Origin of the sequence: Pedobacter paludis, from assembly GCF_003173575.1 — a bacterium.
Classification (GTDB): Bacteria; Bacteroidota; Bacteroidia; order Sphingobacteriales; family Sphingobacteriaceae; genus Pedobacter; species Pedobacter paludis.
The window spans coordinates 584,118-605,655 of record NZ_QGNY01000002.1 but is presented as its reverse complement, the minus strand read 5'-3'; the positions used below and the strand labels follow the sequence as shown (position 1 = coordinate 605,655).

The window sequence follows — 21,538 nt, the reverse complement described above, 5'->3', positions numbered from 1 at the left end:
AGCAATTATACTTTAATTATGATGTTCTTTTTATACATAATCCAAAGGAGTACGTAAAAGCCAAGAACGTAAGTAATTGCCCAAACAAGTGACGCATTTATAGGCGAGAAAAAGGGCTGGTAACAAGTAGCGTAAAAATGAACAAGCAAAGGTGTTTTGGTACCATCTGCCTGAGTTATGCTGATCATATTCAACACTCTCGGCATTAATCCGGCAAGAAAGAAAACTGTGATTGCATTTACGCCATAAACAACAAAAGGTGTGGTCATTTTTTTATATCCCTGAACATCAATGAGCCAATAACATAATGCTAAACCAATGGATGCCAAACCTCCGGCATATAAAACGTAGGAGCTTGTCCACAGCGCCTTGTTTATTGGAAACTGTAAATCCCATAATAAACCAGCTACAACAGATAGTAACCCAACGGTAAATAGCCAAGAAACTTTAGTTGCAGCATCAACATCTTTTCTGCGCATCCAAACCCCAACCAAAATCCCGAATAAGCAAGTACCTATGGCAGGCAAGGTGCTCAAAACGCCTTCAGGATCCCAGGTTTTTGAAGATGCCCAAGTATGTGCTTCGGTTAAAATACCGCGATCTATCCATGCAGCCAGATTGGTTTCTTTTTCTAGGTTTGCATAACCCACCCCCGGAACTGGAACAAAAGTCATCAGTGCCCAATAAACCGCTAGGATTACAATCAAGGTTTTGAAAATAGTTTTTTCTGATGCTTTAAGAAAAATAATGCTGCTGATGATAAAAACAATCCCGATTCTTTGCAGTACACCGAGAATCCTTACGGTTTCAAAAGCCTCCCAAACCGATCTATGATCAATTATTGCATTTATAATTTTTGAAAATATGGCAAGAAAAAAACCCAGAAAATAAAGTGTGAGTCCCCTTTTAATCGCCTTTAAAATGGTTTTGTTATGCGCAGCTGGATTGGCTTTGCTCCCACTCATGGCAAATGCGATTGAAACGCCAACAATCCACAAGAAAAAAGGGAAAATTAAATCTGTTGGCGTGCAACCATTCCACTCTGCATGTTCCAATGGGGCATAAATATGCCCCCAACTTCCAGGGTTGTTTACTAAAATCATGGCGGCTACGGTTAAACCTCTAAAAAAATCTAGAGAAAGCAAGCGTTGTTTTGGTTCGGTCATGATTTGGGTTTGGTTGAGAAACCTAATTTAAAACTTTGTTTTTATAATGAGAAATAAATCGTTGAAATCAACTGGAAGTTAGATGCAATTAACAAGTTAGTATAATCGACTTACAAAATTTTGGAAGGTTGTGTTTGGGTAAACTTTGTCAGTCTTACAAAGAAATTAAACTTTCCTTAAAAACTGACGAAGTCCTTCTGCGCTCTTGGCCCTGGAGACTTCGTAAGTTAGTATAATCGACTTGCGAAGTTTCGGAGGGTTGTGTTGGGGAAACTTCGTCAGTCTGACCAAGAAATTAAACTTTCCTTTAAAACTGACGAAATCCTTATACGCTCTTGGCACTGGAGACTTCGTAAGTTAATCGAATCGACTTGCGAAGTTTTGAAGGATATTGCGCTGGGAAACTTCGCCAGTTAACTTACGCAAATTTTTTCCGCATCCATTTACGAACTGGCTCATCATACCATTTTAACGAGGCATAAGCTAAAATTATTCCCCCTATTAAAATGAGCAGTGCATAAGGCCAAGCCTGTACAATCGTTGTGCCTTTATTATTACTGATCCACGCAACGTAAAAATAAACTAGGGGATAATGTACCAAATAAAGCGGATAGGATATATCACCTAAAAATTTGCAGATTTTGCGCTCTCTTTGAGATTGAATAATACCACTTGCTCCAATATAAACTATAAGTGGAAAAATGATGATGATACAAATAGATTCATAGAGTCCATTCATCCAAAGATGCTCAGCTCCGCCAATGCGTGGCATATAAAGTACAATGGCGACCAAAAGACTACACCATAAAAAAGCATTTTTAATTTTGGCTGGCTTCGCTATCCGTGAAAGTAATAAACCAGCAAAAAACGGATACATGGTACGGGTTAACCCAATGCGTACCTGCTCTACGTTTAGTGTCCACCCACCACTAACATCACCATTTGTAATGGCCAATTGTGCAAGTGCGATGGCTGCAACAACAACCAATATGCATAAGGCGGTTTTAGAAAACTTTCTGATCCAAACAGCATAAAGAATGTTGGCAATATATTCGAAAAACAACGACCATCCAACGCTATTGAGCGGATGCATTTCTTCCCAACCACGAATATCAAGCGATAATGGCACAGGCAAAATGGTGTAACCGATAAGCATGACCAATAGCATTTTCCAGAGCGGAATGGTGTGGATGAGTGGCCAAATTGTAGAATCTGTAAAATAGAATCCGATTGCGCCAAGCGTCATGCCCAAAATTACCATTGGCTGAAGACGTTGAATACGGCGCTTGAAAAAATTGCCAACTGTCATTTTGTTCCAGCGATCATCATAAGCGTATCCCATTACAAAGCCCGACAATAAAAAGAAAAAATCCACGGCAAGATAACCGTGGTTAACCAAAATATCCAAGTGTCCGGTACCTAGTGGTTCAGTTAAATGAAATGTGACAACTATTATGGCTGCAATACCGCGAAGGCCATCTAAGATGGGATAGTGTGGCTTGGTGGCCAGTTCATTATATTGGTCAGTTTTCATGTAATGTATTAAAAATTGCAATTTGTAAAAAATTGCCAACATTAGCTGCTAATTTTTAACTCAAACACATAACTACATAAAAATTTTACCATTTTATCTGGTTTGATGCAAACTTTCAGAAAATTCAACCTTATTTTTTTTTGTTCATTAAAAGCGAAAATCGGGATGAATTAAATCGACTTGCGAAGTTTTGCAGGATTGTGTATTGGGAAAACTTCGTCAGTCTCGCAAAGAATTAAACTTTCCTTTAAAACTGGCGAAGTCCTTCTGCGCTCTTAGCCCTTGAGACTTCGCAAGTTGATATCACCGACTTGCGAAGTTTTGCAGGATTGTGTATTGGAAAAACTTCGTCAGTCTTAGAAAGAACCAAACTTTCCGTTAGAACTGGCAAAGTCCCTTTGCGATCTTGGCCCTTAAGACTTCGCAAGTTGATATCAACGACTTACGAAGTTTTGAAGGGCTGTGTATTGGGGAAACTTCGTCAGTCTTGCAAAGAATTAAACTTTCCTTTAAAACTGGCGAAGTCCCTTTGCGCTCTTGGCCCTTAGAAACTTCGCAAGTTGAATTATTTTTTCATCGGCTCGATCAGCGCAATGGTTCCATCTGGGTTATGCGTTAATTCAGTTACTTTAATATTTCTTAAATGGGTTTTACCCGAAAGCTGCGTATCGTGATAGAAAATGTACCACTTGCCTTTGATTTCTACAATAGAATGGTGCGTTGTCCAGCCTTCTACAGGATTCATAAAAGTTCCTTGATAAGTAAATGGGCCATAAGGTTTATCGCCAATAGCCGAAGCCAAGAAATGGGTATCGCCAGTGGAGTAAGTAAAATAATATTTACCGTTGTATTTGTGCATCCAAGCGCCTTCAAAAAACCGCCTATCGTGATCTTTAGTTAAAAGCGGTTTTCCGTTCTGATCTAAAATGACCACATCTTTAACCGCCCCATCGAAACTCAGCATATCTTTACTCAATTTTGCAACTTTTGCCGTTAAGGCAGGTTCATTTTCCTTTCCAGAATCGGTTTTAGAACCATTTGCATCGTATTTTCCGTTGTTCCACCGTTGAAGCTGACCACCCCAAATACCACCATAATACATGTAGGTACTGCCATCAGTATCCGTAAATACAGCTGGATCGATACTAAAACTGCCTTCAATAGGTTTTGCTTCGGCTTTAAAAGGCCCGGCCGGATTTTTAGCTGTTGCCACTCCAATTCGGAAAACATCATTTTTATCCTTTACAGGAAAATATAGATAGTAAGTTCCGTTTTTAAAGGCTGCATCGGGTGCCCAAAGCTGTCTACCTGCCCAAGGAATATCCTTTACACTAAGCGCTACTCCATTATCGGTCACTTTTCCATTAATGCTATCCATGCTGAGGATGTGATAATCCCGCATATCAAAATGATCGCCGTTATCGTTTTCTTTTATTCCTGCTTCAATATCGTGAGACGGATAGATGTAAATTTTCCCGTTGAAAACATGTGCCGAAGGATCGGCGGTGTAAATATCTGAGATTAGTGGCTGAGATAAATATTTAGATTTTTTAGAAGTATCGCCAGTTTCTGAAGTAGTTTTTTTAGCGTTTTGCTGACATGCACTGGTTATCGCCACCGTCATCATGAGCGCCAGCCCAGATAATTTTTTAAAATTGTTCATCGTTATTCGGTTTATAAATGGTTAAGGTTATTTTATTTCGCTAACAAAGGTTTCTGGCGGACCCAAGAAACTCGGTTTTAGTCCTCCAAGATCTAAAATCAGTTTTTGCAATACCACTCCAGGATTTATCATCCAGTATTTGATGGTGTACTTGCCGGATTTAGCAAATTGAAGAGATGTTTTAAAAATTTTAATGTTATCTGCAACCGATTGACGCCAAGCACTTTCTGTTTTATAATCAGCACTAATATTTACAATTATCGGCGCTTCTTCATCCACCGAAACTGCAAATTTCAGCCCATCACTGTTTGTAAAATCGATTGTTGGGGAAATAAAAGTATTTAGTTTAAATGTGCCAGTTTCATTGAGATAAACATCGTATTCTAAGTGTGGTGTATTGGCATCTAATTTTTGAATTGGAGCAGTAACCGGAACTGGAATTACGCCACCCAAAGTTTTACCATAATTCGGAATGGTTTTCCAAAAAACTGGCCGACTCCCAACGGCTTTAGTATAATTTTGGGCTTCAATAGAAATATATCCATCTTGCGGTACAAAAGCGTTGATCTTCTCCTCGGCAAAACGTGCATTATTTAGGGTTATCGGGATCAACATTTTTGATCCGTCATTTCCTGAAACTGCAACTGTTGTTTCCGTTTTTCCCTTAGGTGCCTTTGCCCAATCTATGGTTAAGAAAATTCTATTCTCGGTGCTTATATTTCCCTTTGGTTCGCTAGAAATTATATATGCTGGGGTTTTGATCTGATAAGTAAATGATCCTTTAGCTTTATTAAATAAATCTATATAATGAGGTTTGTTATTGTAGTAATCGAAAGTTGGAAGGGCCAGATTTACTTTTTCTTTACCTATCCAAGATGAATCGCTTCCCTCAATAGCCAAACCCATTTGGGCTTTATTTATATTATTTGTAAACGTAAGAATCTGGGTTTCTGGGATCGAGTTTTTTTCTGGTTGTTGCCAGTATGTGTAACCGATATGTGTCTGGTCCATCATGTGGTCCCACTTTCCACCAGCCATGGTTTTGTTGTAGTAATTCGTAATTTCCGAATCTCTTTTGTAAAGGCTATCAACCTTTTCGGCTAAGGCATTCGCAGCAAAACGACCCTGCTTTGCGTAAAGTTTATTTTTGGCAACGGTATAATAAAGTTCGTATAAATTTGCACTGGCCTCTACCGGGTGGAGCACCAACTGATAAAAAGCATCTTTTTGATTGTCAGGAATGTTATTGTAAATGAATTTGGCTTTGGTTTCTAGCTTTTTATAATCGTTAACTACAGTTTCAAATTCATTGTAATTATTTAGGCTATAGGTGTTCTCGTTCAGCAATTCTGGCTTAATCCGCCCGTTATATTTCGAGTAAAAATCTAAAATATCGGCAATTTCTTCTGCGTATTGTACTCCAAATTGTTGAATTACCCAATTTGTTGTGTAGGCTTTCAGTCTCTCTGCTGGAATGGCATCAGGCGCCCATGCATAATCTAGAAAAAACGAAATTGGAAACTCCATTGGCTTTAAATCGCCCACATTTACAATCCAGATTTGATTGGCATTGTACTCGTAAGCCAAGTTCATTTGTTCCCAAACTTTTTGAATGGGATTGGTATTAATCCACTTATAATTTCGAGGATCGCCTACATAATCAAAATGATAATAAATGCCATAACCACCTGTTCTTGGTGCTTCGTTAAGTTTTGGAAGTTTTCTAATGTTGCCCCAGTTATCATCGCAAAGCAAAAGTGTAACATCATCTGGCACCCGCATTCCTTTGTCGTAATACGCCTGAACTTCTTTATATAGCGCCCATAATTGTGGTGTTTGTGAGGCAGGTTTTTGAGTTACTTTTTCAATAATTTCACGCTGATCTTTTACAATTTTTTCGAGTAGAGCGGTTGCCGTTCCCTCTGTCATTGGTTCATCGCCATCACCACGCATGCCCACCGTAATAATCTGTTCCTTATCGGCAACCCGTTTCAATCCGCTTTCCCAAAATGCTCTTAACTGTTCCGGGTTTTGATCGTAATTCCACTTGCCTCCTTTGTATCTTTTCCATTCGTCATGTGCCCTGCTTAAGGGTTCGTGGTGCGATGTCCCAATTACAACTCCATATTCGTCTGCCAAAACAGGGTTCATTTTATCATCGTCGTTAAACGCACTTCCCCACATTGCAGGCCATAAATAGTTACCTTTTAATCGAAGAATAAGCTCGAAAACCTTCTCGTAAAATTTGTGGTTAAAACCTCCAAATTCTTTTTGGCTCCATCCGGATAATGCGGGTGCTTCATCGTTTAAAAAGATTCCTCTATATTTTACTGCTGGCGAAGAAATAATATGTCTTCCACCGATAGCGAATAATGCATTGCTTTTTTTTACCGGAACATCGGCCCAATAATACCATGGCGAAACACCAATTTGGGCAGACAATTCGTAAATGCCATAAATGGCTCCCCGTTTATCGCTTCCGGCAATAACCAATGCTGAATCTACACCTGCCATTGGGTTTTTAACCACTTGTATTAGTGTACTTTCCCATTTACCTGCAATGCCCGCAACATCAATTTTATGACTTTCGATCAGCTCATCAATAATCGCACTTTTTCCAATGGTGCCAACAATAATGAGCATGCCAGCCGATTTCTTATTCAACAAATTCGGATGAATTCCCGAAACCTTTTCTATATCAGCCTGAAGATTTTTTACCGCTCTGCTTACGCCTGCCCAATCATCATCACCAACCAAAATTGGGGTTGCTTTGCCATTATTTACAACTGAAAAACTTCCGGGAGTATAGGTTTTTGACACAAATGAATCGATGCCGGAAGCAATACAAATAGATTGGAACCCGATTAAAATAACGAATAGTAGAAGCTTTTTCATGAGTGTATAATTTTGATGAACCTGAGATTTATTGCCTCCATTTTATTTGTTTTTAAAATTGACAACCTCCCAGTACGCTTTTTTTGGCTGAAGATTTACATCAAAAAGCAAAGGATAATTTTTTCTGCCCATTACCGGATATTCATCTAGCCAGGTATGCCGATCAGAAATATTCCAGAAAGTAACATTGGTGATTACGCTTTTATACTCTCTAAAAACCCTGAAAACCATTGCATACTGAGCAATTTGTTTTTGCTCAAGTTCTGGTGTATACTGATCTGATTCGTTCGCTTTTCGGGCTCTTTTATTTTTTTCCCAAGGATAAATTGACATGTCCAATTCTGTAAACTGAATTTTTAAACCCAGTGAAGCATAACGTTCAATTGCAGTTCTTAATTCATTTTCGGTAGGCTCTTGAAGCGACCAATGTGCCTGCAAACCTATACCATCAATCGGAACGCCTTTGTCCTTTAAGCTTTTTAACAGTTTATAAATTCGCTCTCTTTTTTCGGGTCGTTCGGTGTTGTAATCATTGTAATAGAGTTTTGCGTTCGGATCGGCCGCATGTGCATATTCAAACGCTTTTACAATAAAATCATCGCCACAGATTTGATACCATTTTGAGTTTCGCATAAACTGATTTGGGTCATCGTCAATCGCTTCGTTAACCACATCCCATGCATAAATTTTTCCTTTATACCTACCGACAACAGCTGTAATGTGATCTTTTAAACGTTGCAATAAAACTGCTTTCGAAACTTCTTTCCCATCTTTCCCCGTAAAAATCCAGTTAGGCGTTTGCTCGTGCCAGCACAAGTTATGTCCACGAATTTTTATACCATTTTTAACGGCAAAGCTTACAATTGAGTCTGCGTCTTTCCAATAAAACTGGCCTTCTCTGGGCTGGAGACTTCCCATCTTCATGGCGTTTTCTGCGGTAATGCTGTTGAATTGTTTTTTAATTAATACAGATTCATCACCCGATAATTTTCTAACCCCAACAGCTACTCCGATTGGAAAATAAGCTTTATAAAAATCTTTTAAGCCTCGATTATCGCTCCTATATTTTGCAATCGTTTGTTGAGATTTGCAGGAACCAAAAAGTAGGAGCATAGCTAAACAAATCCATACCGATCTAATCCTTTTTAAAAAATTGAAATTCCTGCTCATAATATTTGGTTGTATGTTTTGATCAAGAGGCTACTTTATTCCCCTCCTGATGTTTTAAAATCCGATGGAATTTCCACCATCTACAGGCATTACAACACCCGTAACGTATTTTGCTCCTGCCGAACAGAAGAAATATACAGCTTCTGCCACATCGTCCGGATCGCCCATTTTTCCCATTGGCGTTCTCGAAAAAACCTTATTTTTTCTTTCTGGATCAGCATCTAAAGCTTTTGCAGACATATCTGTTTTTATAAAGCCAGGCGCTACACAATTTATTCTGATGCCCAAAGGAGAAAGCTCAGTAGCCATTGCCCTTGTCATGCCTTCAATGCCTGTTTTGGCTGCCGAATAGGCAATTACCTTTGGGATTCCATACTGTGCGGCCATAGAGCTGATGTTCACAATGCTTCCGCTCTTTGCATCGATCATCTTCTTAACTACCTCTCTACTAATGGCAAAAACCGATGATAGATTGGTTTGGATTACACTGGCAAAATCTTCATCTGTTACCTCAATAAAAGGCTTTTTCATATTGATGCCTGCATTATTAACCAGTATATCAATTTGACCAAATTCTGTATATATTTCTTCTATTAATGCAGGAATTTCTTTCAAATTTTGAAGATCAAAGGCTCTATAACTGCTTAATGATCCAAATTCGTTAGCTGCACTTTTTAGTTTTTCTTCATTTCTTCCAACCATGATTACATGGATGCCTTCCTGAACTAATTTTCTGCTTATGGCCAAACCTAACCCAGCTCCACCACCGGTTACAATGGCTATTTTCTTGCTCATGTTATATTATTTTTTTCTTTGAGATGATGCCCTAACCATTAGTTCAGTGTTTAGAATTACGGTACTAGTAAAACTTAAATCGCCCGTTCCGTCTAAATGATTTATTAAAATTCGAGCAATGTTTTCGCCCATTTCATTTCCAGGATAATTAATGGTTGTAATTGCCGGTTCCGTAACTCTGGAAATCAGATCATTATTAAAACCTACAATGGCGATATCTTCAGGCACCTTTAACCCAGCCTCTTTTAAAATGGTTAGGGCAAACGCGGCAGAGGAATCGTTTGTTATAAATAAACCATCTGGTAATTTATCACGTTTTAAAACATTGTTGATCAAGGCATCCTGAACGCTCTGCTCGGTCAAATCGTTAGAAATAAATAAAGTCGGATCGAACGAAATGCTATAATCTGACAGTGCCTTTTTATAACCTTCAAATCGATCTTTATAAACGTTTCTGGCCGTGTTGCCTGTGATATGTACAATTTCTTTACAACCCTGCTCAATTAAATGCTCGGTTGCTTTATACCCAGCTTTAAAATTATCAATTAAAACTTTTGTGGACTGGATGCTTTCTGCGATACGATCAAAAAATATAACCGGAATATTCTTCTTGATAAAAGTATCAAAATGACTAAAATCCTGCGTATCGGATGCCAGAGAAACAATTAACCCATCTACCCTACTGTTAAACATAGTAGTTGTATTGGTTTTCTCTTTTGCCTCTTGCTCAAATGATTGACTGATAATTAAATTATAACCCGCATTATTAACAATTTTTTCTATCCCTGATAAAACAGATGACATAAAGAGACTGTTCAATCTAGGTACAATAACGCCAATGGTATTTGTTTTTTGCTTGCGAAGGTTGCTTGCAAATTTATTAGAACGATAACCCAGTTCAGTGGCTAAATCAAAAATTCTCTTCTTTGTTTTTTTATTAATTGCCGGATGATCTTGCAACCCTCTGCTTACCGTGGTTGCAGAAATGTTTAACCGCTCCGCTAAATCGTAAATTGTGATCTCTTTATCTTGCATACACGAATCTGAACATTACGTTCTAATATTTGGTATGACTAAAGTAAGATTAATTTTATAAAATTGCAATCGGTTGCATTAATTTTACAAAAAGTATTTTTTTTACCAGAAAAGATTAAATTTTTAAATTACTCTTTAGCGAGCGGAACCTCTACTCCGATTGGCCCGCTGGGTTCGCTTTCATTTTTTAATCGATCTAAAGCCGTTACCAAATAGCTATAGCGCTTTCCGCTTTCTACACTGGTATCGATAAAAGAAATGTAATCCTCGAAACTGATTTTGATGATGTTCTTTGGGTCTAATATGGAAATTTTTTCACCCTCGCTAAATCTATAAATTACAAAACCCGACGCAGTTTCTCCATCCTTAGCTTTTAGGGGAAGTTGCCATTTTAAATGAACACCATCTTTTAAGGCATCGGCAGACAAAGCTTGTGGCTGGTTTGGCGGCACTTCATCTAACCAAGGCATTTGCGGAGGTAGCGCAGGGTATTTATATAAATCGGTTTTTAATGAATCGCCTACTGCCCTTGCGACTGTACTTAGCGATTTTGAGGAAAAGAAAACGCTTCCCTGAACTCTATTATTTTCTCTTAAATACCTAATTTGGTTGGGTATTTCAGATGGGTTTTTCCATGCCAATTCTGCTCTTGAGTTTACCAAATAGGCGCCCTGACCAATATAAACATGCCTTCCGTAACTGTTATTGCTCCACCAATCTACCAAAGTTGCATAAGGTGCAACTCTTCTACTAAATGTAAAATATACCTGCGGATTGATATAATCTACCCAACCTTCCTTAACCCATTTCCGGCTATCGGCATATAGTTCGGCATAATTAGAAAGCCCACTGCTGGCAGAACCCTCGGGATCTTCATATTTGTTGCGCCAGATTCCGAATGGACTTATTCCAAACTTAACATATTTCTTATAATGATGAATACTGTCATCCAGCTCCTTAATTAATAAATCCACATTATTCCGTCTCCAATCTTTAATATCAGAGAAGTTATTGGGGTTTTTATAAAAGGTATCACCATCGTTAATTTTCTGCCCTTCTAGCGGATATGGATAGAAATAATCATCAAAATGAATTCCATCTACATCATATTCCTTAACTACATCTAAAATAACCTGTACAATATATTCCCTAACTTCCGGAATTCCAGGATCAAATTGCTTTTTTCCTCCATAATTGAAAAACCATTCGGGATGCTTTTTTGTAACATGATCGGCACTAAAAACAGTGCTTGAGCCCATGCTAGCCCGGTAAGGGTTAAACCATGCATGCAGTTCCATGCCACGGAAATGCGCTTCCTTAATGGCAAATGCCAAAGGATCATATCCTGGTGCCGGTGCCAAACCCTGCTTGCCCATTAACCATTGGCTCCAGGGCTCTCGAGATTTTGTATAAAATGCATCAGCTGCAGGCCTAACCTGTAAAATTATGGCATTCATGCCTTGGCTTTTGTGCCTTTCCAGTATCCCGATAAGCTCTTGTTTTTGCTGATCTACGCTTAATCCTGGCCTAGATGGCCAATCAATATTGGTTACGGTAGCCACCCAAACGCCTCTAAACTCTCTTTTTGGTGCAATTTTTGATAATGCTTGAGCATTTAATATAAAAGGTATTACAGTTAAAGATAAAAGTGCGTATAGAAAGTTTTTAAGCATTATTTCTGTCTTGTTTTTTATTCAGGATGTGTGTTTGTGCCCATTTGAATACAAAATGAACATTAGCAAGTAAACGATTTTTTTTAAAAAGTCATATAAGTTTATTTAAAAATTTTAATTTACATCCCTATTTTAAAATTAATTGTGTGCCACCATTTACCTATGGAGATCCAAAATTATATTAATTTGAGAAGATACAGCATTATTAAAAATGGAACCACAAAACGTTAATAAGGGCGATAGAAACAAAATTTACTTTTTAGTTATTGTTATTGTAGCCTTAATTGGCACTAACGCATTCTTATTCTTTAAAGATCGACAGCAAAGCCAAAAGTTTGTTACGGTAAGTACGGAGAAAGACAAGTTGCGCCTAGAGGTAGAAAAAATTGAAGTTGAACTGGATAAGGTAAATGCCCTAAATCTTGATTTGGGAGAAAAATTGGAATCGGAGCAAAAACTTGCACGAGAAAAAATTGCTGAGCTTAAGACTGCGTTAGAAAAAGGCCAGATTACGCAGGGAGAATTAGATAAAGCCTATACTCAAATTAGCGAGCTGAAGGTTTTTGTTAAAAATTATAATGATCAAATCCTACAGTTACAACGGGATAATATTTTTTTAAAAAACAGCCGCGATAGCCTTGAAAGTACCTTAAAGACCATGAGCGGTCGGGCTTCGAATCTCGAAAACGAAAATTCCAGCCTAAACGCAAAAGTTAAAACCGCAGCCGCCCTAAAACTGCAAACGGCAGAAATTATTGCTTTTAGAACAAAATCAAGCGGAAAAAAAATAGAGGTTACAAAGTCGTCTAGCGCAGAAAAGCTTAGCGTTCGTTTTAACATTGTACCTAATGAGCTTGCTGAAAAAGGTCACCACAATATATATCTAAGAGTTTTTGATCCGGCAGGTAATTTACTTGCCAATGAGAGCAATCGCTTTGAGGCCGACGGACAAGAAATGCAGTTCAGCCATTCTATCTTCATCAATTACAATAATGATGAAAGCACTTATGTTATCGATTGGCAAAACCCAAAACCATTTATAAAAGGTATTTACACAGTAATTCTGTATGCTGATGGAAATACATTGGGGAAAGCTCAAATAGAACTTAAATAAGTTTACCTAAAAATTTCTACTGTTTAAGCCAACGGGAAGGTTAAATAAAACGTTGTTCCTACACCCATAACCGATGTAAAGGTGATGGTTCCGCCTGCATTTTCGGTTGCCTGTTTAACAAAGGCTAAACCTAAACCAGTGCCCGAAGTTTTAGTGGTAAAATTTGGAACAAATATCTTATCCTGTAAAACCGTAGGGATTCCCTTGCCATTGTCTTTAATCTCAATGTAAACGTTATCCTTATCATTGTACAGAACTGTTGTGATGCAACAGGCCGAACCAGCATCAATGGCTTCTATGGCATTTTTAAATAGGTTGTTAAAAGTACGCAACAGCTGATCGCTATCTGCTAGAACATGGAGCGTAAAAGTAGCTTTATAAAGAATCTCGATTTCTACATTATCAGTACTTTTAAAAACTTCTCGGGCACGCTCTACTATAGGCAAAATTTCCAGCCTCTCAAAACGGGTATCCGGCATTTTAGCAAAATTGGAGAACTCCGATGCAATTTTAGAAAGACTATCAATCTGTTCGATAAAGGATTTACTGAATTTATTAAACTTGATTTCGAAATTGGGATCCTTCTCCTTCCACGATTTCTCCAATAGCTGAACACCTAATTTCAATGGTGTTAATGGGTTTTTAATCTCGTGCGCTACCTGTTTGGCCATCTCCCTCCAAGCACTCTCCCGCTCTGAACGGGCCAGCTTGAGGGCGCTATCCTCCAATGCTGCAATCATATTATTGTATTCTTTAATTAACGAACCAATCTCATCATGCCGGCGCCATACAATTGGCTCATTTTTTTGCCCAATTTTTGTTTTACTAATGCTTTCTTGTATAAAGGTTAACGGACTAGTAATTTGATTGGCTAAAAAAACGGCCAGTACACCAATTGCCACAAAAACCAACGCGTATATATTAATCAGATTACTAACAAATAATGCAATTTTATCGCTGTATTCTTCCTCGTTAGAATAGTTTGGCAAACTGATGTACGCAATTGTTTTATTCTGTGCATTCCTAATTGGGGCATAAGCTGCGGCATAGGTTAACGAACCAATTTTTTCCTTAGAATTTATAAACTCCGATCGCTGTAAATCATGCAGATAAATATAAGCCATAGGCCCCATTTTCTGCCCAATTACCTTCGAAGTGAAAAGCTTGGGATAGGTGGTCATCATTAAATCGCCATTCGTATCATAAAGATTTAAGTCGGCATTATTGATATCGGCAAAATTGTTAAAATCTGCAACCGAATTTTCATCATTCGAAATGATTCCATGGTTAAAAACCTGCTTTTCGAAATTCTGCTGAACCTTTCTGATTTTATCCTTAATCAGTAGATCCTGCTGACTTCTGTACTCATTATCCATATAGTAATAGGTTGTCCACCCTACAATTAAGAGTGTTGCTACAACAGAAAGTACAATGGATAACTGGATTCTGGTTTTATATAAAATCTTATTGGCATTAATCATAAGTGATCTGTTAATGCTAAACCAGCCAATCCGATCATCATCCAGATTTTTTATAAGCCAAACCAAGCCGTAGAGCAGTAGAGAGAAAACTATAAATACAATAAAGAAAAAAGAAAGGGCAGCTAATCGTTCTACATAACCTACTTTTTCTCTGCTGATAACCACCATTTTACTATCTGATGGTTTATAAATTAAATGACTGTAATGCAGAAGATCGTCACTGCTGTTTACAAAATCATCTTTAATACCTTTAAAAACACTTCCGTTTAAAGGATAAGTATAATTTCCCGATTGATTTAGCAGTTTGTTGTTGCTATACAAGGCAATAGAATAGCCTTTGAAATCATCATTTTTAATTAATTTCTGGTCGCCCAATAAATCCGGCAAGCGATTATTATAGTTATAAGGCTTTGATCGAAGTTCCAATATCAGTGTTCCTTGAAGACTGTTTTTATTAAAAACAGGAATAATTCCAAAATAATCCTGATAGCCAAATGTGTTGTTTACCTGATAGAAATAATTTGATCCATCTATTTTAACCGAACCTGCTTCAACTAAACTTTTGTACTTTTCAATAGATTGAGGATTGGCTCTATTTATCGACTTTTCGAGTTTATTGTACGGATAAATCTGATAATCGTATCGGGTTAAGTAACCATCCAAATAATTTTTTACATGATTTTTTAATACTTCATATTTACCGCTATCACTCTCTGTAAAAAACTTAACCAAAAAATTATCTGTAAGGAGTTGATTCTCCAAACCATTAAGCGCAACTATAGCGCTGGGATCATCAGATGACTGCACTTTACGGGCTAATGGCTCTCTCAAGCTTCTTTCGGTAATATCCTTATATTTAATGTATTTGATAGATGTATTAAATGCCAGGCAGAAGAAAACAATGGCTAGCAAACCTATAGAAAACCGGATTTCTTTTATATAAACGCTTCTTACGATGATAAAGAAAACCAGGGCAAATACAATAAAAAATGCGGTAAAATCGGTACTGAGCTTGTAAATAAAAACAGCCAAAAATCCTGTTATAAATATGGTTAACCTTTCGGAATTGTTTACGTTTAATTGTTTGCTAACGGAAGTGAATATAATCGTAACCAGATAAATCTGAAACCAAACCAAACACAGAATTACAATACTTACCCAGCTCGTTCCGCTTAATTTAAGCGTATTCACAATATCAAAGTTGATTTTAGAGTTGTAAATCAGTCCAAAAAACACCTCATCAGCCAGTAGTGTAATAGAGCCTATAAAAACCAGCATGGCAATGTGGATAAGGATACCCACCAGCTTATTTTGCTTAATCCATTCGCCAAATTTGTACTGTTCTTTATGATTGTAAATAAACAGCAACACCCAGGTAATTGCAATTACATTCATTAAAAAATCTCCGAGAGAGGGCATTAAAAAACTTTCGGCATAAATTACCGGATCAAATAAATCGACCATAAAACGATGGTTAAACCATCCATACGATAAATCCGATAATCTAAAAAGCAAAAAGAAACCCAATAGCAAGAGCGTGCCCAACATAATATGACCTTTTCTTGCAACTAAAGATGCAAGCGAATTAAAAAACATGCAGATGCAAAGCAGACCGGCAATAAATAACCAGAGCTGAGTAGGCGAATAATATTTATCTATATAGCCTGGCTTAATCTTTAATCCAAACAGAAATTTGTTTTCAAGACTTTTTATGGTGTAAACATCCTTATCGGTAAAAGATGCAGATGTTAACATATTCGAGTTTGAAAGCAGCGGATTTAAATCATTTTTAAAATACTGGTTCTCTTTTATCGAGTATTGGTTTTGAATCGGAATTAAGAAAATTAAGTTAAAATCGCCGTGTGTTTTTTTGATGGTTTCATACCATCCATTAGAAAGAAAAAGAACCGAAGTACCTTCCTTAATGGTCGAAGGATCGATATCTGAAACGGTAAAAGTACTCCAGAATTTTAGTTTTCCATTTTGATAGGTAAGTAGATTGATCCCATTATTTTTACGATAAACCTCTAAAAAATCTAAAGCCTCCTTCGAATTTAAATGATAGTTTTCTGCACTTAAAACTTTCTCCTTATCAGATAGAAAATTATCTACGATTCTTTCTTTAGCGGATAGGTTTTCTTGAAGTTGCTGAGCATCTCTTTCTAGCAGTTCGTTTTTGGAGGTAAATCGACTTAATGAAATTGAGGTTGCGATTAGGCAACAACCCAAAACAAGCAGTAGAAATCTTATTTTTACACCAAAGCTCAATTTCATCGATTTTGATAAAGATATTAAATATAGATAAATAAAAAAGGTGTTCGTTGGTACAGCTCGTCCTCTATTGTAAAGTTATATGCGCAAAAACTATGCTTAACTTAAGAAATGCTAGACGAGTGCCTCTGGAACACCCTTTCAAAAAAATATTATTTTAGGCTATTGTTGCGCTACTGGTTTGCACCTCGCGACTAACTTTTTTAACCAAGCCTTGCAAAACATTACCAGGACCAACTTCTACAAATTCTGTAGCGCCACCTGCAAGCATGTTTTCTACGGTTTGTGTCCAACGTACGGCTCCAGTTAATTGTTTAATTAAATTCTCTTTTATTTGAGCTGGATCAGTATACGCTTTGGCATCAACATTTTGATAAACTGGGCAAATGGGTTCAGAAATATCTGTATTTTCAATTGCTGCCTGTAATTCTATTTTAGCTGGCTCCATTAGCGGGGAGTGAAAAGCACCACCAACATTTAGTTTTAAAGCTCTTTTTGCCCCAGCCTCTGTTAACTTTGCACAAGCTAAATCAATCCCTTCTATACTACCAGAAATAACCAATTGCCCCGGGCAGTTATAATTTGCAGGCACAACAACGGCATCAATTTCTGAACAGATTTTCTCTACTACATCATCTGCCAAGCCTAAAATTGCCGCCATAGTTGATGGTTGCGCCTCACAGGCTTTTTGCATCGCATTTGCACGTGCAATAACTAATTTTAAGCCATCTTCGAAACTTAGTGCATTTGCAGATACAAGTGCAGAAAATTCGCCCAATGAATGGCCAGCTACCATATCCGGCTTAAAATCATCGCCCAAAACTTTAGCTAAAATAACCGAATGCAAAAAAATTGCGGGTTGTGTTACGTTAGTTTGTTTAAGTTCTTCATCCGTTCCAGCGAACATAATATCGCTGATGCGGAAACCGATAATTTCATTTGCCTTTTCAAATAATTCTTTAGCCAATGGGTTTTCGTAAAGATCTTTACCCATGCCAACGAATTGTGCTCCCTGTCCGGGAAAAATATATGCCTTCATACCCTTAATCCCCTAAGGGGGAAATTTAATATTTCGTTTTAAAAATTAATTATAATGCCCAAGTTCCTCTTTAGAGGTTGGGGGGTTAATCTAAACTCGCAGTTATTAACCTTAAAAATTCTGCTCTTGTTTTATCGTTACTTAAAAAAGTTCCGGTAAAAGCCGATGTTGTGGTAACCGAGTTTTGTTTTTGAACACCACGCATAGCCATGCATAAGTGTCTGCATTCCATAACTACAGCCACCCCCATAGGGCTTAAAGTATTTTGAATACAATCTCTAATTTCGTTGGTTAAGCGTTCTTGCACCTGTAATCTACGGGCAAAGGCATCAACCACTCGTGGAATTTTGCTCAATCCAACAATATGTCCATTTGGAATGTACGCAATGTGCGCTTTCCCAAAAAATGGCAACATGTGGTGCTCGCACATCGAGTAAACTTCAATATCCTTAACCACAACCATTTGGCTGTAGTCTTCTTCAAACATGGCCGATTTTAAAATCTCATCAGGTTTTAAGTCGTAGCCATGAGTTAGATATTGCAAAGCTTTGGCCACACGCTCTGGGGTTTTCAACAATCCTTCGCGTTCAGGGTCTTCACCCAATTGACCAAGAATATCTTTATAATGTGTGGCTACAGCCTCAATTTTTGATTCGTTATAACGGTCGATTTTTACATACCCGTCTCTCGATTCTCCTTTTAAATAGTCTTTTTCCATTTAAGTTTAGCCAAAGTATTCTACGTAATTATTTTCGGTTTCGTAAATTTTAACCGAGTGCAAAGTTGCTCCACTTTCGGCAATTGGTGCTAAAAGTTGCTCCCAAACTGCTATGGCCAAGTTTTCTGTTGATGCCAGTTTACCTCTCATAAAATCAACATCCAGATTTAAGTTTTTGTGGTCAACAAGATCTACAACATAAGTATTCATAACATCCTTAAGCCACTTTAAATCAACAAGGAAACCCGTTTCTGGATTAATCTCGCCTTTTACGGTAACATATAACCAATAATTATGACCGTGCCAATTTGGATTAGCACATTTGCCATAAACCTCAGTATTTTTATCATCATCCCAATCGGTACGAGCGAGTTTATGCGCTGCATTAAAGGATGCTTTTCTAGTTATATAAATCATTATAAAAAAATAAAAGGCAAATATACGTAAAAATGGATGATGTAAAATGTAAGATGGATGTAAGACTCGGCACGAAAAACTAATCGCTCTGTTTACTTATCTTTACCCTATGAAAACATTAGTTGTTGCTGCTACAAAGGCCGAGCTTGCTTTCTTTTATCAGCACTTTAATTTGCCGGAGGGAGATTTTATAGAGGCCAGAAATTTCGATTTGTTAATTACGGGCGTAGGGATGGTTGCAACTGCTTATTCTTTAGGACGGTATCTTAAATCTTCAAAATACAATCTCGTTTTAAATGTTGGCATAGCCGGAAGTTTTGATAGAAGCGTAGCGCTTGGAAGCTTATTAAACATTACCGAAGATATTTTTGCAGAACTCGGTGCAGAAAATGGAGATCAATTTTTAACCATCACCGACCTGGGCTTTGGCGAAAATCATTTTTACTCAAAATCCAACATCAGAATTGATTTACCTGTTGCAAAAAGTGTTACCGTAAACTGCGTTAGTGGCAACCAGAAAAGTATTGATGCCCTTGTAAAAAGATTAAATCCAGTAACCGAAAGCATGGAAGGCGCAGCGGTTTTTTATGCATGTAAGCAAGAACACATAGATTGTTTGCAAGTTAGAAGCATTTCCAACTATGTTGAACCCAGAAATAAAGATAAATGGAAAATTGGCCTTGCCATTAAAAATTTAAACGACTGGGCGATTGCTTTTATTGGAGATATGAATTGATTATGACGAAGTAATTTATTGCAGTACTTAATTTTGGTTTATGAACCCGACACAATTAAAATAATTATTTAATTGTCAAAGGCTCCATCTAACAACTGAAAACAAAAAATAAATAGATGAAACTTACACTCGGTTTTTCGCCCTGCCCTAACGATACGTTTATATTCGATGCTTTAATTCACCATAAAATTGATACAGAAGGTTTAGAGTTCGAGGTATTATTTGATGATGTTGAAACCTTAAACCAGAAAGCTTTAAAAGGCGAGCTTGATATTACCAAATTAAGTTTTCATGCTTTTGCATATGTTGCAAATCAATATGCACTATTAGATGCCGGAAGCGCTTTGGGTTTCGGTGTTGGCCCACTTTTAATAAGCGATAAATTTTCGCCTGAAAGTCTGGAGGAAAAACTTAAAACTGACACCAGCAATTTAAAAGTTGGGATTCCAGGAAAATACACTACAGCAAATTTCTTGCTTGGAATTGCTTATCCCCAACTTCAGAATAAGCAGGAATTGGTTTTTTCTGAGATTGAATCTGCTTTGCTTGAAGATAAAATAGATCTTGGATTAATTATTCACGAAAACAGATTTACATATCAAGATAAAGGCTTAACAAAAATTGTTGATTTGGGCGATTACTGGGAGAAATTAACGGGTTGTGCCATTCCGCTTGGTGGAATTGTAATAAATAGAAATTTACATCGTGAAATTCAGTTAAAGGTTAATCGCCTAATCCGTCAGTCGGTAGAGTATGCCTTTGCCCATCCAAAATCTGGTATCGAATTTATACGCGAACATGCCCAGGCAATGGACGAAGCCGTTATGTATAAACACATTGAACTTTACGTAAATAAATACAGTATTAATTTGGGGGTGGAAGGTAGAAAAGCAATTGATACTTTGTTTAACCTGGCGCAAGAAAAAGGAATTATTCCTGCACTTCAAAAGAATCTGTACATCTAAAAGGCCTGAATAGTTCGTATTCAAGCCTTTCAACGTTATTCTTTAGCTCACTAAAAGTTTATAGCCTTTTCCGTGTACGTTAATAATTTCCACGCTAGGATCTTCTCTTAAATATTTGCGCAGCTTGCTTAAAAAAACGTCCATGCTTCTGCCGTTAAAATAGTTATCATCGTGCCAGATGCTTAACAAAGCTTCCTCTCTAGTTAAAACCGTATTTTTCTTTAGGCACAACAAACGCAACAATTCTGCTTCTTTGGTCGATAGTTTTTGTTGCTGACCAGCAAATGTGATAATTTGTGTAGTATAATCGAAATCGTATTTGCCGATAGAGAAGTGTGTTTCTGTCGCTTCTTCGCCACCATCGGCTTTATTAGAAACCCGTTTAAACATCGCGTTAATACGCAATAAAAGTTCTTCTATACGGAAAGGTTTTGTTATATAATCATCACCCCCTAAATCATAGGCGGCAGATTTATCTTCGAGCATGGTTTTTGCCGTTGCAAAAATGATCGGAACGTGAGCATTTACTTTTCTGATGTCTTTTCCTAATGTAAAACCATCTTTTTTAGGCATCATTACATCCAGAATGCAAAGGTCGAAGTTTTGCTTATTAAAAGCCTTTAATCCTTCATCTCCATCGGTACACAGAACCACATCGAACTTACCTTTTAACTGCAAGTAATCTTGCAACAATAAACCTAAATTAGGATCGTCCTCTACCAGAAGTAATTTTTTCATTTTCTTTAATTTATTCACGTATACACCATGGCTTACACTTAAAGTTTGATTCTGCATAACGATAGAATTTATGGATAATAAGTTATTAAGCCACTATATTAACTATTTTATATGTGCAAAATCAGAAT

At 37.3% G+C, this 21,538-nt stretch carries 16 protein-coding genes; 3 read left to right on the top strand and 13 right to left on the bottom strand.

Annotated elements, in window-relative coordinates:
* Positions 1-5 precede the first annotated feature (5 nt).
* The 8 genes from DF947_RS07160 to DF947_RS07125 all read right to left on the bottom strand — a co-directional run bounded on the left by DF947_RS07160 (position 6) and on the right by DF947_RS07125 (position 11,931).
* Positions 6-1,166 carry an acyltransferase family protein gene (locus DF947_RS07160; RefSeq protein ID WP_109929011.1) on the bottom strand — a complete coding sequence of 387 codons (1,161 nt, stop codon included), beginning with the start codon at positions 1,164-1,166 and terminating at the stop codon, positions 6-8.
* 418 nt (positions 1,167-1,584) lie between these two features.
* Complete coding sequence (locus DF947_RS07155; RefSeq protein ID WP_109929213.1) at positions 1,585-2,700, bottom strand: acyltransferase family protein; 1,116 nt, start codon at positions 2,698-2,700, stop codon at positions 1,585-1,587.
* A 565-nt stretch (positions 2,701-3,265) separates the two neighbouring features.
* Positions 3,266-4,363 carry a glycoside hydrolase family 43 protein gene (locus DF947_RS07150; protein WP_109929010.1) on the bottom strand — a complete coding sequence of 366 codons (1,098 nt, stop codon included), beginning with the start codon at positions 4,361-4,363 and terminating at the stop codon, positions 3,266-3,268.
* A gap of 27 nt (positions 4,364-4,390) precedes the next feature.
* On the bottom strand, positions 4,391-7,258 hold the full coding sequence (locus DF947_RS07145) for a glycosyl hydrolase 115 family protein (RefSeq protein ID WP_109929009.1): 2,868 nt from the start codon (positions 7,256-7,258) through the stop codon (positions 4,391-4,393).
* A gap of 42 nt (positions 7,259-7,300) precedes the next feature.
* Complete coding sequence (locus DF947_RS07140; protein ID WP_240615329.1) at positions 7,301-8,428, bottom strand: endo-1,4-beta-xylanase; 1,128 nt, start codon at positions 8,426-8,428, stop codon at positions 7,301-7,303.
* Between the two features lie 54 nt (positions 8,429-8,482).
* Positions 8,483-9,223 carry an SDR family NAD(P)-dependent oxidoreductase gene (locus DF947_RS07135; RefSeq protein ID WP_109929008.1) on the bottom strand — a complete coding sequence of 247 codons (741 nt, stop codon included), beginning with the start codon at positions 9,221-9,223 and terminating at the stop codon, positions 8,483-8,485.
* Positions 9,224-9,229: 6 nt separating this feature from the next.
* On the bottom strand, positions 9,230-10,258 hold the full coding sequence (locus DF947_RS07130) for a LacI family DNA-binding transcriptional regulator (RefSeq protein ID WP_109929007.1): 1,029 nt from the start codon (positions 10,256-10,258) through the stop codon (positions 9,230-9,232).
* A gap of 128 nt (positions 10,259-10,386) precedes the next feature.
* Entirely contained in the window at positions 10,387-11,931 is a 1,545-nt protein-coding gene (locus tag DF947_RS07125) for a glycoside hydrolase family 10 protein (RefSeq protein WP_109929006.1), read from the bottom strand.
* Between the two features lie 211 nt (positions 11,932-12,142).
* Here DF947_RS07125 and DF947_RS07120 point away from each other — a divergent pair, with 211 nt between their 5' ends.
* Entirely contained in the window at positions 12,143-13,045 is a 903-nt protein-coding gene (locus tag DF947_RS07120; RefSeq protein ID WP_109929005.1) for a hypothetical protein, read from the top strand.
* Positions 13,046-13,068: 23 nt separating this feature from the next.
* Here DF947_RS07120 and DF947_RS07115 read toward each other — a convergent pair whose 3' ends face one another.
* The 4 genes from DF947_RS07115 to DF947_RS07100 all read right to left on the bottom strand — a co-directional run bounded on the left by DF947_RS07115 (position 13,069) and on the right by DF947_RS07100 (position 18,971).
* Positions 13,069-16,800: a sensor histidine kinase gene (locus DF947_RS07115; protein WP_109929004.1), complete on the bottom strand. Its 3,732-nt coding sequence runs from the start codon at positions 16,798-16,800 to the stop codon at positions 13,069-13,071.
* Positions 16,801-16,954: 154 nt separating this feature from the next.
* Positions 16,955-17,836, bottom strand: coding sequence for an ACP S-malonyltransferase (fabD, locus tag DF947_RS07110; protein ID WP_109929003.1), 882 nt, complete (start codon positions 17,834-17,836; stop codon positions 16,955-16,957).
* An 85-nt stretch (positions 17,837-17,921) separates the two neighbouring features.
* Positions 17,922-18,554, bottom strand: a complete 633-nt coding sequence (gene folE / locus DF947_RS07105; RefSeq protein ID WP_109929002.1) for a GTP cyclohydrolase I FolE — start codon at positions 18,552-18,554, stop codon at positions 17,922-17,924.
* A 6-nt stretch (positions 18,555-18,560) separates the two neighbouring features.
* Entirely contained in the window at positions 18,561-18,971 is a 411-nt protein-coding gene (locus tag DF947_RS07100) for a 6-pyruvoyl trahydropterin synthase family protein (RefSeq protein ID WP_109929001.1), read from the bottom strand.
* 109 nt (positions 18,972-19,080) lie between these two features.
* Between DF947_RS07100 and mqnB the strand changes: the two genes are divergently transcribed.
* Together mqnB and DF947_RS07090 are read left to right on the top strand one after the other, a co-directional pair.
* Complete coding sequence (gene mqnB, locus DF947_RS07095; protein ID WP_109929000.1) at positions 19,081-19,707, top strand: futalosine hydrolase; 627 nt, start codon at positions 19,081-19,083, stop codon at positions 19,705-19,707.
* Between the two features lie 116 nt (positions 19,708-19,823).
* A complete protein-coding gene (locus DF947_RS07090) occupies positions 19,824-20,672 on the top strand; it encodes a menaquinone biosynthesis family protein (protein ID WP_109928999.1) in 849 nt (282 codons plus the stop codon).
* A 42-nt stretch (positions 20,673-20,714) separates the two neighbouring features.
* Here DF947_RS07090 and DF947_RS07085 read toward each other — a convergent pair whose 3' ends face one another.
* Positions 20,715-21,410, bottom strand: coding sequence for a response regulator transcription factor (locus tag DF947_RS07085; protein ID WP_109929211.1), 696 nt, complete (start codon positions 21,408-21,410; stop codon positions 20,715-20,717).
* Positions 21,411-21,538: the final 128 nt, after the last annotated feature.